Annotated in this window: 17 protein-coding genes; 15 read left to right on the top strand and 2 right to left on the bottom strand. The window is 61.3% G+C overall.

The features are described from left to right. Positions 1-22 precede the first annotated feature (22 nt). From KW843_RS15650 to KW843_RS15615, 8 genes are all read left to right on the top strand, one after another. Positions 23-1,318, top strand: coding sequence for a sialate O-acetylesterase (locus KW843_RS15650; protein ID WP_218296073.1), 1,296 nt, complete (start codon positions 23-25; stop codon positions 1,316-1,318). Positions 1,319-1,396: 78 nt separating this feature from the next. Beyond that, on the top strand, positions 1,397-3,226 hold the full coding sequence (locus tag KW843_RS15645; RefSeq protein WP_370627782.1) for a carbamoyltransferase: 1,830 nt from the start codon (positions 1,397-1,399) through the stop codon (positions 3,224-3,226). Positions 3,227-3,264: 38 nt separating this feature from the next. Beyond that, the gene (locus KW843_RS15640) at positions 3,265-3,657 is read left to right on the top strand and encodes an SxtJ family membrane protein (RefSeq protein ID WP_218296071.1); all 393 of its coding nucleotides are present in this window, start codon (positions 3,265-3,267) and stop codon (positions 3,655-3,657) included. Continuing rightward, positions 3,657-3,809, top strand: a complete 153-nt coding sequence (locus tag KW843_RS15635; RefSeq protein WP_218296070.1) for a DUF5989 family protein — start codon at positions 3,657-3,659, stop codon at positions 3,807-3,809. The genes KW843_RS15640 and KW843_RS15635 overlap by 1 nt, the downstream gene beginning before the upstream one ends. Continuing rightward, on the top strand, positions 3,810-4,961 hold the full coding sequence (locus KW843_RS15630; protein WP_218296069.1) for an SGNH/GDSL hydrolase family protein: 1,152 nt from the start codon (positions 3,810-3,812) through the stop codon (positions 4,959-4,961). It begins immediately after the preceding gene. Between the two features lie 113 nt (positions 4,962-5,074). Beyond that, complete coding sequence (locus KW843_RS15625) at positions 5,075-5,611, top strand: hypothetical protein (protein WP_218296068.1); 537 nt, start codon at positions 5,075-5,077, stop codon at positions 5,609-5,611. 280 nt (positions 5,612-5,891) lie between these two features. Next, complete coding sequence (locus KW843_RS15620) at positions 5,892-7,013, top strand: 3-deoxy-7-phosphoheptulonate synthase (protein WP_218296067.1); 1,122 nt, start codon at positions 5,892-5,894, stop codon at positions 7,011-7,013. A 116-nt stretch (positions 7,014-7,129) separates the two neighbouring features. Beyond that, complete coding sequence (locus tag KW843_RS15615) at positions 7,130-7,441, top strand: hypothetical protein (protein WP_218296066.1); 312 nt, start codon at positions 7,130-7,132, stop codon at positions 7,439-7,441. A gap of 50 nt (positions 7,442-7,491) precedes the next feature. Here KW843_RS15615 and mpl read toward each other — a convergent pair whose 3' ends face one another. Continuing rightward, a complete protein-coding gene (gene mpl / locus KW843_RS15610; RefSeq protein WP_218296065.1) occupies positions 7,492-8,916 on the bottom strand; it encodes a UDP-N-acetylmuramate:L-alanyl-gamma-D-glutamyl-meso-diaminopimelate ligase in 1,425 nt (474 codons plus the stop codon). 181 nt (positions 8,917-9,097) lie between these two features. On the opposite strand from mpl, the gene KW843_RS15605 reads away from it, so the two are divergent. The 7 genes from KW843_RS15605 to KW843_RS15575 all read left to right on the top strand — a co-directional run bounded on the left by KW843_RS15605 (position 9,098) and on the right by KW843_RS15575 (position 15,656). Further along, positions 9,098-9,697 carry a hypothetical protein gene (locus KW843_RS15605; RefSeq protein WP_218296064.1) on the top strand — a complete coding sequence of 200 codons (600 nt, stop codon included), beginning with the start codon at positions 9,098-9,100 and terminating at the stop codon, positions 9,695-9,697. Then, positions 9,694-10,278 carry a TlpA disulfide reductase family protein gene (locus KW843_RS15600; RefSeq protein ID WP_218296063.1) on the top strand — a complete coding sequence of 195 codons (585 nt, stop codon included), beginning with the start codon at positions 9,694-9,696 and terminating at the stop codon, positions 10,276-10,278. Before KW843_RS15605 ends, KW843_RS15600 begins: the two co-directional genes overlap by 4 nt. Before the next feature lie 149 nt (positions 10,279-10,427). Beyond that, positions 10,428-10,883, top strand: coding sequence for an acetyl-CoA carboxylase biotin carboxyl carrier protein (accB, locus tag KW843_RS15595; RefSeq protein ID WP_218296062.1), 456 nt, complete (start codon positions 10,428-10,430; stop codon positions 10,881-10,883). 7 nt (positions 10,884-10,890) lie between these two features. Continuing rightward, entirely contained in the window at positions 10,891-12,240 is a 1,350-nt protein-coding gene (gene accC / locus KW843_RS15590) for an acetyl-CoA carboxylase biotin carboxylase subunit (RefSeq protein WP_218296061.1), read from the top strand. A 79-nt stretch (positions 12,241-12,319) separates the two neighbouring features. Then, entirely contained in the window at positions 12,320-13,234 is a 915-nt protein-coding gene (gene prmA, locus KW843_RS15585) for a 50S ribosomal protein L11 methyltransferase (protein ID WP_218296060.1), read from the top strand. 55 nt (positions 13,235-13,289) lie between these two features. Then, positions 13,290-14,729 (top strand): zinc-ribbon and DUF3426 domain-containing protein, encoded by a 1,440-nt coding sequence (locus KW843_RS15580; protein ID WP_218296059.1) that lies wholly within the window; start codon positions 13,290-13,292, stop codon positions 14,727-14,729. A gap of 30 nt (positions 14,730-14,759) precedes the next feature. After that, complete coding sequence (locus KW843_RS15575; protein WP_218296058.1) at positions 14,760-15,656, top strand: carbohydrate kinase family protein; 897 nt, start codon at positions 14,760-14,762, stop codon at positions 15,654-15,656. A 141-nt stretch (positions 15,657-15,797) separates the two neighbouring features. Here KW843_RS15575 and KW843_RS15570 read toward each other — a convergent pair whose 3' ends face one another. After that, on the bottom strand, positions 15,798-16,382 hold the full coding sequence (locus tag KW843_RS15570) for a histone (protein WP_218296057.1): 585 nt from the start codon (positions 16,380-16,382) through the stop codon (positions 15,798-15,800). Positions 16,383-16,455 lie beyond the last annotated feature (73 nt).

The following is a 16,455-nucleotide window of genomic DNA, read 5'->3' as shown; positions in this document are numbered from 1 at the left end:
GTATTCCTGGTAGCCACGGCTCATGCATGCGCAATTTAGTGGTTTGCTTGCGGTTGGAGTAGCCTTGCCTGATCGGTCAATATCGGCATCCGGCCGCGTTGCATTTTTAAAAGAAGGCATGAAACCCGGGGGGGCGAATAGTAGCAAGGCTGCTGATTTCCTGAGGCGCCTGGCTTGCCTTTTTGGGCTGCTCCTTCCCGCTATGTCTGCGCATGCTCAAACATGCATGACGCAGACTGCCAATCCGTCCGCGCCACCCAGGCAGCTATATGTCGTTGCTGGACAGTCGAATGCTGTTGGATTGGCATCTGTCAAGGACATTGATTCCAGGGGGGAAAGGTATGCCCAAGAGAATACTACTTATTCCAATGTAAGTATTTATGGAATTTATGGTGCGCCTCCTGGGGTGGCAGGGAATGACGACGCTGCGCGATCCCGGGCGATCAATTGGAGTTACTTTGCCAGATGGAGAGTCGCAGGCCCAGGCTTTGGGTATAAAAATCTGGCTGGCAATTCTCAATTATTCCCATTTGGTACAAAATCCACGGACTTTTTTGGCCCGGAATTATATCTTGCTCATTTCTTAAACAACAAGCCGCCACGCGATCATTATATCGCCAAATTGGCGATTTCAAATACATCGTTGAACTACACTGCATCTGCTGATAGCTGGATGCCCGGAGGTCGCTTGTATCATGAATTGCTGGCAGTGATTGCAGATGCTTATAATTCCAAACGGGCAAATGTGCGGCTCAGGGTGGGAGGGCTCTTTTTCATGCAAGGCGAAACTGATGCTTTAAATGAGGTATGGGCGAAAAATTATAAAAATAATCTAAAAAACTTTATTACAAGAATAAGGCGGGATGTGAGTGATATGGGATGTTCCGATGAAATGGAATTTCCTGTGATTATTGGTAGAATCCAAGACAATCCTGCCTGGACATATAGAAAATACGTGAGATCCGCTCAGATGGATGTGGCGCGGAGCTTGCCGCAAGTGGGCATTGTGGACACGGACGATTTCGCGGAGCATCTTGTGGCCGGAGGGGTCCACTTCAATGAATATGGTCAATTTCACCTGGGTGCAAGAGCGTATCAGGCGCTTGTGGGCAGGGCTGCGACAGGAAGCCTTCAGAGTGTGGTGTGGAAAAAAGCGAAATCCAAACACGAGAACTTGACCCCCATCGCGGAAACGCTCGAGAGACCACATTGCTGCAAGCCTGCTGATTTGATCGACCGGCAGCTTCAGAAGTACTTCCCCTGGACATACGGATATGGCGGGGCATGCCGAGGCTACGCATGTGCCCCAGCCTATTGAAAGGCCATGTGTAAAATGCGCACACTATTTATGTTTGCGGCACTTGTTCTGGTATTTTGATATAAAGGCTTGTACGTTGTGAATATATTGGGTATATCATCATACTACCATGATAGTGCCGCCGCGCTGTTGCAGTCTGGTCGGATAATTGCTGCGGCGCAAGAAGAACGGTTCACGCGGCAAAAGCATGATGCGCAGTTTCCCAGGCATGCTATTGAATATTGCCTGCAAGAAGCAGGGGTGCGCTCGCATGATCTGGATTCCATCGTATTCTACGATAAGCCTATTTTAAAATTCGAACGCTTGCTGGATACGTATCTAAGCTATGCACCCCGTGGATTTCAATCATTTGTCACTGCGGTGCCGATATGGTTGAAAGAAAAGCTGTATTTAAAGAAAACTCTCAAGAGGGAGCTTGCCGGCCTGCTGTCGTGCAAGGAATCCGACCTGCCGCCGATCCTGTTTGCAGAGCATCATGAATCGCATGCGGCTTCTGCGTTTTATCCGAGTCCGTACAAGAAGGCTGCGGTATTGTGCCTGGATGGGGTCGGTGAGTGGGCAACGACGTCCGCCTGGCTGGGGGATGGTCCAGAATTGACTCCCTTGTGGCAGATCAATTTCCCGCATTCCCTGGGATTGCTGTATTCTGCGTTCACCTATTACCTTGGGTTCAAGGTGAATTCTGGAGAATACAAGCTGATGGGTTTGGCGCCATACGGCAAGCCAACGTATGTCGATCTGATTTTTGATAACCTGATCGATGTCAAGGAAGATGGGTCATTCCGCCTGAATCTGGAGTATTTTGATTACTGCACGGGCCTGCAGATGACCAATCGGAAATTCTCCGATTTGTTTGGTGGCCCGCCCCGTGGTGCCGAAACAGCCCCGACCCAGCGCGACATGGATATAGCTGCGTCCATACAGGTGGTGACGGAAGAGGTTGTACTGAAGTTGGCGAGGCAGCTGCAGAAAGAAACCGGCGCGGAGTACTTGTGCATGGCGGGGGGCGTGGCGCTGAACTGTGTTGCGAATGGGCGGTTGCTGCGGGAAGGTATTTTCAAGGACATTTGGATTCAGCCAGCCGCAGGGGATGCCGGCGGAGCGCTGGGTGCCGCTTATGCCGCCTTCCACAAATTCAGAAAAGAAGAACGGAAGTATTTCAACGGAGTGGATCAGATGCAGGGGTCTCTATTGGGGCCCAAGTTCGCGCAGCTGGATATTGTTGAAAAACTGGATGCTCTGGGGGCAAGCTACACGGTCTTGGATCAGACGGGCCTGTACGAGACGGTTGCAGGCTTGCTCGCAGATGAAAAGGTGGTGGGTTGGTTCCAGAACAGGATGGAATTTGGACCAAGGGCGCTGGGCGCCAGATCCATATTGGCGGACCCCCGTTCGACGGCGATGCAATCGCAACTGAATCTGAAGATAAAATTCCGCGAATCATTTCGCCCGTTTGCACCTGCCGTCAAAGAGGAAAATGTAGAAAAATATTTTGATCTTGACCGGCCCAGCCCCTACATGTTGCTTGTTGCACAGGTGAATGAAGATATTCAACGAAAACCCGATCAATCCCTGCAAGGCCTGGCGCAGCTGCATCAGGTGCGTTCGGATATTCCTGCGGTAACCCATGTGGATTATTCCGCGCGGGTCCAGACGGTGAGCAGGACGAGCAATCCAGAGTTTTACCAGCTTCTGAGCGCTTTTGAGCGACAGACGGGGTGCTCGGTTCTGGTGAATACCTCTTTCAACGTCCGGGGCGAGCCCATCGTGTGCACGCCGGAGGACGCCTATCGCTGTTTTATGGGAACGGACATGGATTATCTCGTATTGGGCAATGTACTGCTGTCCAAGGATGCGCAGAACAATGCGTTGGTAGGTCAGCGCAAGGGTGCGCTCGCCCTGGATTGAGTATTCTTCATATGATGAAACCAGCTCTGGAAAAAAGCATGAATGAGCGCAAGCAGGAGCTGCGCAAATTCGGCTATGTCATGGGGGGCTTCGTTGCCCTGATTTTCGGCTTGCTGCTTCCCTGGTTGTGGTCGGCCAGATGGCCCCACTGGCCCTGGATCGTTGCGGGCATATTTTTCCTGGTAGCTACTGTTTTTCCTGTTGCGCTGCGCCTGGTTTATAAATACTGGATGCGCGTCGGCGAAGTGCTGGGTTGGATCAACACCCGAATCATCCTGGGCATTGTTTATATTTTAGTATTTTCTCCGCTAGGTTTTCTGATGCGTATCCTTGGCAAGGATACGCTGCAGAAGAAGTGGAATGGCGATTTGCAGACATATCGAATTAACAAGATGCCCCGAAAACCTGAACACATGGAGCGCCAATTCTGATGCTGGAACTTATCAAGGAGCTTATTTTATTTTTCCGCGAGCACAAGAGGTATGTGTTGATTCCCGTGCTGGCGGTCCTGTTGCTGCTGGGGGCTCTGCTCGTGTTCGGTCAAGGCTCGGTAATAGCTCCGTTTATTTATACTTTATTTTGAATGATGAAGAAATTTCTATATTTCTTCCTTCCTTCATTCCTGCTGTGCTCGCTGGTGGCTGTCGGATACTGGGCAGGAGGGTATGTCGCGGCGGGAAAATTCGAGCGAACCATTCGCTGGGTGGAACAAGGTGAAACCTTGGCGGGCGTGTTGTCTGCCACCAAGCTGACAGACGAGCAACGCAACAACTATCGCAATGCCTATAGCGACCCGTCTGTCGATACCGGCAAGATCAGCTGGTCGGTTCCTAATCAGCCCACGCCTTTTGTAGGGACGGCCCCGGCACCGGGGCAGCACCACAATGCCCATATCAACTCCTGGCAGATGCGGAGCCAGCAGGAGCTGGTGAATCCGAAGCCCAATGGGTCCTATCGCATTTTCCTGACGGGGGGGTCAACCGCTTTTGGTTCTGGTTCTCCGAGCCAGGAACAGACTATTGGCAGTATTCTTGGTGATCTTCTCAATGCGAATGCAACGGAGAAGGACAAGGCCCGCTTCGAGGTTTTCACCTTCGCGAACCCCGCATGGTCTTCTACCCATGAGCGCATTGCCATTGAGAACTATCTTTCCGAGCTTCAACCAGATCTGGTCATCTCACTCTCGGGAAATAACGATGTTTTCTGGGCTGATGCGGGGCGAAATGTGTTGTGGTTCAGCGCATTCGCCGATGACTACTACCGGTCTCTGGTGAACATCGCCCTGAAGGTGGCTGGAAGGCAGGAGTTGCCCGAGTTGGTCAATGCGCGTCCGGCCGCTCAGCCGGTGTCGCCGCAAATCGTAGCCCGCCGGATTGAAAAGAATGCACGCTTGGGTGCGTATGCACTGCAGGAAGGCAAAGTGGATTGGGTATTTTTCCTGCAGCCCACTCTTTCCGTGACGAAGAAGGATCTGACCCAGCGTGAAAGAGACTTCATTTCGGCTTCGAAAGATTATTACATTGACTGCTATAAGGCCATGTCTTCAAATCTCTCGAACCTGAAATTGGATAATTTCACTTTTGTGGATTTGTCCGGCATCTTCGACCGGTACTCGGCGAAGGATGACATGTTCCTGGATCAGTTTCATTTTGGAGACAAGGGCAATGCCGTGATCGCCAAAGCTATTTTTTCTGAAGTGTCCAAAAAGTTGAGTGCGGTGCGGCGGGCGCCATAGCCTCTGCCTGATCGCGTTTTCGCGGCATGGGGCAGGTCTGTTTGTTCTGAGGCCAGAGTGGTGGGCTTCTTGCGAGATTCAATCAAACGACCCGGCTCGCGCACAATACGGCCATGACTTCCACGCGTTTTGGCTCGCAGTATTCGGGCCAGTCGTTCGGTGACCTCAGCCGCTTCTTGCGGGAGGGGGTGGCTGACGAGGAGTCGCGGGAGCTGCGCGAAAGTCTCGGGCTGATGTCGCAACTCATTGACGAGGCCGTCAGGGCCCGGCGGGGGGGCGCTGACCCCCAGGTGATTCTTTCGTGTGTGGCCACGCTGGTTCGGGCGCTGCGCGAACACCAATTGCTTCTTACCGGCCTGGGATCTGCCTGGCACGCACTGTATGAGTTTGGCGCCTATCAGCGTGCGTTGCGGGAATTGCGGAACGCCATTGCAGCCTGGCAGCAGATGTTGGAGCGACGCAGTGCCAAAGAAGGCGCTAGCTTCGATCACTTCGAACTCCTGGCCTGGCGCACGCTGGGCGAGGCGCTTTTGCTCATCGATATGTATGAACACCAAAGCGATCCCCTCAGTGATCTGCCAGACGCGCCACGGCGCAAGCCGTCCGCCTTGCAGCGCGCACGCGAATGGCTTCGTGGCTGGGGACGGTAAACCGGAAGCTTGGCCGCGGCCATGCTGCTGGCTTGTAGTGAATTCACAACATTTCAAACTTGCTGCACTGCCGCACTCCTGTGCTACATTGGTCGCCATGCAAGTTCGCAGCGCGTTTTATTTTTGGTTTTTTATCTCGGTCCCCGGCGGATGAGAGGAAAACGCGCAAGCTGACACAACCTTCCCATACCAACCGCCGACGCTGCAAAGCCCGGCGGTTTTTGTTTTTCCGCCCTCCCGTTTTTCCATCCACTTCAACTGACTCCACGAGGAAGCAACCATGACGGCCCCTACCACCCCCACCAGCGATGCCTGGTACCGCAGCGTCGAGAAAACCAGCCAGACCGACGACGAACGTATCAAGGACATCACCGTGTTGCCTCCTCCAGAGCACCTGATCCGCTTTTTCCCGATCCGCGGCACGCCGGTCGAGACGCTGATCACCCAGACCCGCAAGAACATCCACAACATCATGGCGGGCAAGGACGACCGCCTGCTGGTCGTCATCGGGCCGTGTTCCATCCACGATCCGGCCGCTGCCCTGGAATATGCACGCCGCCTGATGGCCGTGCGCGCGCAGTACGCCGACACCCTGGAAATCGTGATGCGCGTGTACTTCGAGAAGCCGCGCACCACGGTGGGGTGGAAGGGCCTCATCAACGATCCCTACCTGGACGAGACCTACCGCATCGACGAAGGGCTGCGCATCGCGCGGCAGTTGCTGATCGACATCAACCGACTGGGCATGCCGGCGGGCAGCGAGTTCCTGGACGTGATCTCGCCCCAGTACATCGGCGATCTCATCAGCTGGGGCGCGATCGGTGCCCGCACCACCGAGAGCCAGGTGCACCGCGAACTGGCGTCCGGCATCTCGGCGCCCATTGGCTTCAAGAACGGCACGGACGGCAACATCCGCATCGCCACCGATGCCATCCAGTCGGCCAGCCGGGGCCACCACTTCCTGTCGGTGCACAAGAACGGCCAGGTGGCCATCGTCAACACCAAGGGCAACAAGGACTGCCATGTGATCCTGCGGGGCGGCAAGGCTCCCAACTATGACGCCGCCAGCGTGGCCGCTGCCTGCAAGGACCTCGAGGCCGCCAAGCTGCCCGCCACGCTGATGGTGGACTGCAGCCATGCCAACAGCAGCAAGCAGCATGAAAAGCAGCTGGACGTGGCACGCGACATCGCGGCGCAGCTCGCCGGCGGATCGCGCAGCGTGTTCGGTCTCATGATCGAAAGCCATCTCATCGCCGGTGCCCAGAAGTTCTCGCCCGGCAAGGACCAGCCCGGCGCGCTGGAGTACGGCAAGAGCATCACGGACGCCTGCCTGGGGTGGGATGACTCGCTGGTGTCGCTCGCCGAGCTGTCCGACGCGGTCAAGGCGCGCCGCGCGCGTTGACGGCGGACGGGCCGATGGTCCGCGCCGCAGGCGGGAGGCCCTAAACTGCAAGCCTGTGGCGGCCCGTGCGATGACGCACGGGAAGCACCACGGCTTCAGAAGAAAGGCAAACCATCATGCACAGCGAAGTGTCGGTCCATCTGGCCGGAAACCAGGAATTCCGTTTCGATCTGGAGGGCGCCGAGCCCATGGGCCATGAGGCCGGAAGGCGCTGGCTCGACGACCAGTTCACCGCGCTCGATTGCGAACCCCTGCGCGCCAGCGGCAAGGTGCTGCTGGCCGACAAGGTGCTTACCGTCGCACGCGCGGCAGGGGCCTCGCTCCTGGCCGATCCGGCATGGTCCCGCGACTTTGCGCGGGCCGCCAGCGCCGCACTGGCCAAGCCGGTGGTGCGCGTGGATGTGCCGGGCATGGCCGTGTCGTTCTGACCCTTTTGAATAAAATAGGGCCCTAGCGCTTGCCATACAAGCGCAGACAGCTATTTATTTTGTAGCGAATCCAGCAGCTTCGCATGGATTCCGCCAAATCCGCCGTTGCTCATGCACACGATGTGGTCACCCGGGCGGGCTGCCGCGGTGACTTGCTGCACCAGGGTGGCGATGTCGCCGGCAGTCTGTGCCCGCAGGCCCGGGCCCACGCCCAGGGGGGCGAGGGCTTCGGCTGCATCCCAGTCCAGCCCGGCCGTGTGGCAGAACGCGAGATCGGCGGGTTCCAGCGCCCACGGCAACTGCGCCTTCATCGCGCCCAGCTTCATGGTGTTGCTGCGGGGCTCGAACACCGCGAGAATGCGCACGCCGTGGCCCAGGCTGCGGCGCAGGCCGTCCAGGGTGGTTCTCAGGGCGGTGGGGTGGTGCGCGAAGTCGTCATACACGGCAATCCCGTGCACGGTCCCGCGCAGCTCCATGCGCCGCTTCACATTCTGGAAGGCCGCCAGTGCCGTGGCCGCCTGCTGGGGGCTGACGCCCACATGGTGCGCGGCGGCAATGGCCGCCAGCGCGTTGAGCTGGTTGTGCACGCCGGTCAGCGCCCACTCCACCCGGGCCACCTTGCGCCCCTGGTGCAGCACATCAAACGCCTGGGGATCGCCCTCGGCCGAAAAGTCGCTGACGGCCTCCCCAAAGCTGGCCACCTCGCTCCAGCAACCCGTGTGCAGCACGCGGGCGAGGCTTTCCTCGAGGCCGTTGACGACCACCCGGCCCGACGGGGGCACGGTGCGCACGAGGTGGTGGAACTGCCGCTCGATGGCTCCCAGGTCGTCAAAGATGTCCGCGTGGTCGAACTCCAGGTTGTTCAGCACGGCGGTGCGGGGCCGGTAGTGCACGAATTTGCTGCGCTTGTCGAAGAACGCGGTGTCGTATTCGTCCGCCTCGATCACGAACAGCGGCGCCGCACCGAGTGGCGAGGGCGCGGGCACCGGGCGCCGGGGTGCGCCCAGCCGAGCCGACAACCCGAAATTGAGGGGTACGCCGCCAATCAGAAAGCCCGGCTGCTGGCCCGCGCTTTCCAGGATCCAGGCCAGCATCGAGGTTGTCGTCGTCTTGCCATGGGTGCCCGCGACCGCGAGCACGTGGCGGCCTTGCAGCACCTGTTCGGCCAGCCACTGGGGGCCGCTGGTGTAGGGCAGGCCGGCGTCCAGGATCGCTTCCATCAGGGGAAACTTGGGCGATCCATCGGGCTGCCGAACCCGGCTGACCACGTTGCCGACCACAAATACATCGGGCTGCAGGGCAAGCTGGTCGGCGCCGAACCCTTCGATCAGGTCGATGCCCAGCGCGCGGAGCTGGTCGCTCATCGGCGGATAGACCCCCGCATCGCAGCCCGTCACCTTGTGGCCCGCCTCGCGTGCGAGTGCGGCGAGGCCTCCCATGAACGTGCCGCAAATGCCCAGTATGTGTATATGCATGGGCGCAGATTCTAAGGTTCAACAGAAAACGGGGCTCCAGCGCTTGGCTGGCAAGCGCAAGAAGCTATGAAAAATATAGTAAATGCGGGTGTGGCCGGAGTGGGGACTAGGGTCAACCCGTAGTCCTGGTGGGCGGTTCGGGCCACAATGCGGTTTCGTTCCTTGCTGCCTTCCCACTGCCATGCACACACCTTTGAGCGACGAAATCGCCCACACCACGGCCCGGCTGGTGGTGGAGGAAGGGCTTGAATGGGGCCCGGCCAAGCGCCGGGCGCTGCGCCAGATGGGGCTGCCCGCCCGCACCCCCCTGCCGGACAACGACCAGGTCGAGGCTGCGGTGCGGGAGTACATCCAGCTTTTCTGTGCCGACACCCAGCCGCGCGAGTTGCGGGCGCTGCGCCAGCTCGCCCTGGTGTGGATGGAGCGCATGGCGGCCTTCCGCCCCCACTTGGCGGGCGCGGTCTGGCATGGAACGGCCACGCGGTTGTCCGATATTTATCTGCAATTGTTCTGCGATGACCCGAAATCGGCAGAAATAGCCCTGATCGACCACCACGTCGACTATGAACCGCGCACGGTGACCGGTTTCCATGGCGAGTCGGTCGAAGCATTGAGCCTGGGCAGCAAATCCCCCGAACTCAATGAGATGATCGGGGTGCACCTGCTGATCTATGACCTTGACGACCTGCGCGGCGCCTTGCGCCCGGACGCGAAGGGACGTGTGCCGCGGGGCGACATGACCGCCGTACGGCGCCTGCTCCAGGAAACCCCAGCCCCATGACGACACCTTCTTCCGATCACCCTGCCTCTGCGGCCCCCGTCTCTGGCACTGCGCCCGCAGCCTCCCGCAGGCGCCTGCTCTATGCGGGCGTGGCGGGCGCCGCCGCGCTGGGCGGCGCGGGCCTGGCCTGGTGGAAATTCCAGCCCCACGCGATGGAGCAGGGGGCCGAGCAAGCGCTCTGGACCATGGAATTCGAAAAACCGGAGGGCGGCTCGGTGGCGCTCAAGTCGCTGGCCGGCAAACCCTTGTTGCTGAACTTCTGGGCGACGTGGTGCCCGCCTTGCGTGGAAGAGCTTCCCATGCTCAATGCCTTCTACCGCGAACATGGAGCGAACGGATGGCAAGTTCTTGGATTGGCCATCGACCAGCCGTCCGCCGTGCGCAAATTCCTGCAGCGCATCCCGCTGGAATTCCCTGTGGGGCTGGCCGGCCTGGGCGGCACGGACCTGGGCAGATCGCTGGGCAATCTCACGGGAGGCTTGCCGTTCACCGTGGTCCTGGGCGGCAGCGGCCGTGTCCTGCACCGTAAAATGGGGCAGATCACCCCGCAGGATCTGCAGCGCTGGGCTGCCTTGCGCTGACCCCTCGCACCGGCCGTCTGGCGGTTCCGCTGGGATATCCGGCGGTTATGGCATGATGTAGTTCATGAAAAATACCCGTGGAAGACGGTGATAGGCCGAAATTGGAGTAAATTCGCGCCCTATTCAGTTTTATAGCCGTTGGAGCTCCCATGGATCTGCGAAAACTCAAAACCCTCATCGATCTCGTGTCCGAGTCGAACGTATCCGAACTCGAAATCACGGAGGCCGAGGGCAAAGTCCGCATCGTCAAGAGCGTGGGGGGCGTGGTTCAGCAGTATGTGCCCGCCCCGGTGCAGGCGCCTGCCGCCCCCGCACCCGCCGCCGCGCAGGTGGCCGAGCTGCCTGCGCCTTCCGCACCCGCAGCCCCTGCGGGCCACATCGTCAAGTCGCCCATGGTCGGTACGTTCTACCGCTCCTCCAGCCCCGGCGCGAAGGCTTTTGTCGAAGTGGGCAGCCAGGTCAAGGAAGGCGAGACCATCTGCATCATCGAGGCGATGAAGATCCTCAACGAGATCGAGGCCGACAAATCGGGCACGGTCACCCGCATCCTGGGCGAAAACGGCCAGGCCGTGGAATACGGACAGCCGCTGTTCGTGATCGAATAAGGCGCTCATGTTCAAGAAGATTCTTGTTGCCAATCGCGGCGAAATCGCGCTGCGCATCCAGCGCGCCTGCCATGAGCTGGGCGTGAAGGCGGTGATGGTCTACTCCGAGGCCGACCGCGACGCCAAGTACGTCAAGCTGGCGGAAGAAGCGGTGTGCATCGGCCCCGCCCCGTCCCCGCTGTCCTACCTCAACATGCCCGCCATCATCTCCGCCGCCGAGGTGACCGATGCCGAGGCCATCCACCCCGGCTACGGCTTCCTGTCCGAGAACGCGGACTTCGCCGAGCGCGTGGAAAAGAGCGGGTTCCAGTTCATCGGCCCCACGCCCGAGTCCATCCGCATCATGGGCGACAAGGTCTCGGCCAAGCAGGCCATGATCCGCGCGGGCGTGCCCTGCGTGCCCGGCTCCGAGGGCGAGCTGCCCGATGACCCGGTGCAGATCCGCCGCATTGCCAAGGCCGTGGGCTACCCCGTGATCATCAAGGCCGCCGGCGGCGGCGGTGGCCGCGGCATGCGCGTGGTGCACACCGAGGCCGCCCTGGTCAATGCCGTGCAGATGACCAAGGCCGAAGCGGGCGCCGCCTTCGGCAATCCTGCGGTGTACATGGAGAAGTTCCTCCAGAACCCGCGCCACATCGAGATCCAGATCCTGGCCGACAAGCACCGCAACGCGGTCTACCTGGGCGAGCGCGATTGCTCCATGCAGCGCCGCCACCAGAAGGTCATCGAAGAGGCGCCGGCACCCGGCATCCCCCGCAAGCTGATCGAAAAGATCGGCGAGCGCTGCGTGGCGGCCTGTAAGAAGATCGGCTACCGCGGCGCGGGCACGTTCGAGTTCCTGTACGAGAACGGCGAGTTCTACTTCATCGAGATGAACACGCGCGTGCAGGTCGAGCACCCCGTGACCGAGTGGATCACCGGCGTGGACATCGTGAAGACGCAGATCATGGTCGCCGCGGGCGAGAAGCTGCCGTTCACCCAGCGCCAGATCGAGATCCGGGGCCATGCCATCGAGTGCCGGATCAATGCGGAAGACCCCTACAAGTTCATCCCCTCGCCCGGGCGCATCACCACCTGGCACCCACCGGGCGGCCCCGGCGTGCGCGTGGATTCACATGCGTACACCAACTACTTCGTGCCGCCCAACTACGACTCGATGATCGGCAAGATCATCGTGCACGGCGACACGCGCGAGCAGGCCCTGGCCCGCATGCGCACGGCGCTGAACGAGACCGTGATCGAAGGCATCAACACCAACGTGCCGCTGCACCGCGAGCTGATGGTGGACGCCAAGTTCATGGCCGGCGGCACCAACATCCACTATCTGGAAGAGTGGCTGTCGCAGCACAAGCGCTGAGATTGCGGCTGCGCACGGTCATTCGCATGCTGGCTCCTGGCGACGGGTGCCAGCATTTCATTTTTTCTGAGAGGCGCCTATGTTTGAGCTGAGCCTGATGTGCCCCGAGGACCGGATCGAAGCGGTCAGCGATGCCCTGGATGCACTGGATGCACTGAGCGTGTCGGTGGAGGATGCCGATGCGCAGACCGATGCCGAACAGGCCCTGTTCGGCGAGCCTGGCATGCCGCCGCCCAAGGATGGCTGGCAGCGCAGCCGGGTGACGGCGCTCTTCCCCTCCGAAGGGGCTGCGCGCGATGCGCAGCAGCTGCTGGCCGTGCAGGACTTCTTTGCCGGCTGCCAGGTCCTGGGTGTGTCCCAGGTGGCCGACCAGGACTGGGTGCGCCTGACGCAATCGCAGTTCGCACCCGTGGACATCACCCCGGACTTCTGGATCGTTCCCACCTGGCATGAACTGCCGGCGCAGGCGAAGCGCAGCATCCGGCTGGACCCGGGCCTGGCCTTCGGCACCGGCACCCATCCCACGACACGCATGTGCCTGCGCTGGATTGCCCGCAACGGTGCCACCGAGTCGTCCATGGGCAATCCGCTGGGCCGGGTTCTGGACTATGGCTGCGGCTCCGGCATCCTGGCGATTGGCGCGGCGAAGTTTGGCGCCACGGACATTGATGCGGTGGATATCGATCCTGCCGCCGTGGAATCCACGGCGCTGAATGCGCAAGCCAATGAGGTGCAGCTGCATGCCGGCCTGCCCGACAAGGCCCGGGGCGCATACCAGACCGTGCTGGCGAACATACTTGCCACCCCCTTGCGGGTGCTCGCGCCCCTCCTATGCGGGCATGTGATGCCGGGCGGGCACCTGGTGCTGGCGGGCATCCTGGAGCGCCAGGCCGATGAGCTGAAAGAAGCCTATGCACCCTGGATTCGGCTCGAGGTGGCCGACCTGGAGGACGGCTGGATCCTGATGACCGCACGGCGCGACGAGGCGGCGTAGGCAGAGCCACACGCCCGGCGGGGTTGCGTGCGCCGCTATCTACAATCCATCGCTGATGAGCCAGATCACTCGCTGCCCGTCCTGTCTTACCTCCTTCAAGGTGGTGGCAGACCAATTGCGCATCTCCGAAGGATGGGTGCGCTGCGGCCAATGCAAAGAGGTTTTCGATGCGTCGGCGCATCTGCTGCCAGCGGCCCCTCCCGCGCTTTTGCCGGATGTGTCCTTGACCGACGTGCGTCCGCCGCCGGTGCCCGTGGCGCGCAGGGCGGATGCCGAGCGCGCATGGGGCGAGCCTTTCTCTCCACCGCCTGCTTCACCGTCTCCGGCGGTGTCGCCGGCAAGCGGGCCCGCGCCGGCCGCGCTTCCGCAATTGCCCGCAACCCCTGTCCTGGATGTCCCTCAGCCGGCGGTGCCTGCCTTTCTTGCGGCGGCAAGCGGGGACGTGGCTGACGGCGAGGACGCCCGCATGGCGCGCCTGACGCGATTTGCGTGGCGTCCGGAAGATTCTTCGTCGCCTGGCAGTCCCGATGGCGCGGCACCGGCTCCGGTGCCGCCTTCCTCCCCCGTGGTCTCGGATCCCTTGCCCGCCGCACGGCCGGATGTGGCCGTTGAGTCCGTGCCGGGCGGGTATGAATTGCCGTACGCCGCGTTGCGAGACCCCGAGGAGGAGCCTGAACCGGTTTCGCCAGCGGCCCTGACCGACATGGGCTATCCAGCGCTCGAGTTGCCTGTGAAACCGGCGGCCGCCTCCGCGCCGGAGGAGGACGGTGGCGTCGAGGTGGCACCCGCCGCGCCGGACGGCGCCGCAGAGCCCCTGCCGCCAGTGGAGTTTGTGCGGGAGTCCGTGGTGCTCGGGCCGGAGGCCTTGGCGCTCGTGGAGGACCGTTCTCCCGCAGCCGTCTTGCTGGCGCCCTCGCGCAATTCGCCCCGGGACGCGCCAGACCTGGATGACGACGAGGACGAGGGAGTGGATGCCGGGCAGGAGGTCAGCTTTGTCGTCGCGGCGCGGCGAAAGGCGTTCTGGCGCAAGCCGATGGTGCGCGTGGGGCTTGCCCTCGTGCTGTTGTTGTCGGTCGCGGCGCTCGCGCTGCAGGTCGCCATTCAGGAGCGTGACCGCGTGGCGGCGATGGATCCGCGCACAAGACCATGGTTGATGGCGTTGTGCGTTCCGTTGCAATGCCAGATTGCACCGCAGCGCCAGATTGCGGATGTGGTCATCGACAGCTCCTCCTTCAACAAGGCCCGGGGTGACAGCTATCAGCTGGCCCTGGCCATGAAGAGCAAGGCCTCGATACCCCTGGCCATGCCCGCCGTGGAGCTGACCCTGACGGACGCGCAGGACCAGCCCGTTCTCCGGCGTGTCCTGCTGCCGGCCGATCTGGGAGCTCCGATGGAGTTGCCGGCGCGCGGTGAATGGAGCGCCTCGGTGTCGGTGATCGTGACCACTGGCGGGGCGCGTGTGGCCGGCTATCGGCTGCTGGCGTTCTATCCCTGATACTGATTTCTACCAACCTACTTTTCTGATATGGCTGCCCTTATTTGCGGTTCCCTGGCATTCGACACCATCATGACCTTCGAGGGCCGCTTCGCCGAGCAGATACTGCCGGACCAGCTGCACATCCTGAATGTCTCTTTCCTGGTGCCTTCGTTGCGCCGTGATTTCGGGGGGTGCGCGGGCAACATCGCGTACAGCCTCAAGCTGCTGGGCGGCGAACCATTGCCCATGGCGACATTGGGAAGCGACGGAGCGGACTACTTGCAGCGGCTGCGAACGCTGGGCATCAGCACCGAATTTGTGCGGCAAGTGGACGACAGCTTCACGGCCCAGGCCATGATCATGAACGACCGTGACAACAACCAGATCACGGCTTTCCATCCCGGGGCGATGCAGCAGGCGCACATCACGCGCGTTGCCGCGCGCGGAGACATCCGCCTTGGCATCGTCGCACCCGACGGGCGTGAGGCGATGCTGCAGCATGCAGAGCAATTCAAGGCGGCGGATATTCCCTTTGTGTTCGATCCTGGCCAGGGCCTGCCCATGTTCGACGGCAAGGAGCTTGCGCATTTCGTGGATCTTGCCAGCTGGGTGGTGGTCAACGACTACGAGGGGAAAATGCTCTCGCAGCGCACGGGCTGGAGCCTGGCCGACATCTCCCGGCGCGTGCGCGGGCTGGTCGTGACCCTGGCTGCGGAAGGCTGCGAAGTCTGGATTGACGGCGAGCGCGAGCATGTGCCGGCCGCGAAGCCGGCCGCCGTGGTCGAGCCCACGGGTTGTGGCGATGCCTGGCGTGGCGCGCTGTTGTTCGGCCTGGAAAAGGGCTGGCCGTTGGCCCGCTGCGCCGAATTGGGCAACCGGGTCGGGGCCCTCAAGATTGCGCAGCGCGGCCCGCAGAACTACACGCTGGATTTCACTCCCGCGTGAGGGTTGAGGGTGCGGTGCCTGCGGGGCAGGCGGGTGGGGGCGGCTTCGGTTCGAGGTGCCGCTTTGCCCGAAGCGCGTGTCTCGGCGGGCATAAAAAAACCCGGTGCAACGGCACCGGGTTGAGCGCGTAATACGTGCTGATTACGGCTTGTTGCCCGTAGGGAAGGGCCAGGCTGCCTGAGGGTTCAGGGTAGTCTGTGCTGCAGGAGCGGCCGCAGGGGCAGGCGCCTTGGGGGCCTTCTTGGCCGGTGCAGCTTTCTTCGCGGGGGCGGCCTTGGCGGGTGCAGCCTTCTTTGCTGCTGCTGCCTTCTTGGCGGGAGCGGCCTTCTTGGCTGGTGCTGCTGCCTTCTTGGCAGGCGCAGCCTTCTTTGCTGCTACTGCCTTCTTGGCGGGAGCGGCCTTCTTGGCTGGTGCTGCTGCCTTCTTGGCAGGTGCAGCCTTCTTCGCTGCTACTGCCTTCTTGGCGGGAGCGGCCTTCTTGGCTGGTGCTGCTGCCTTCTTGGCGGGCGCAGCCTTCTTCGCTGCTACTGCCTTCTTGGCGGGAGCGGCCTTCTTGGCTGGCGCTGCTGCCTTCTTGGCAGGTGCAGCCTTCTTCGCTGCTACTGCCTTCTTGGCGGGAGCGGCCTTCTTGGCCGGTGCAGCCTTCTTTGCCGCTACGGGCTTTGCCGATGCGGCCTTTTTCGCTGGGGCTGCCTTCTTGGCGGCCGTTTTTTTCGCAGTTGCCATCATGTTCTCCTTGGGTCAATTTGCAAAGAGCACTTCGTGTCTGCAGTGGACACGAAGCGATCCATGGCGATGG

It is taken from the genome of Acidovorax sp. sif1233 (assembly GCF_019218755.1).
Lineage (GTDB): Bacteria > Pseudomonadota > Gammaproteobacteria > Burkholderiales > Burkholderiaceae_C > Acidovorax.
The sequence above is the reverse complement of the archived record's forward strand: the minus strand, read 5'-3'. Positions and strand labels throughout refer to the sequence as shown.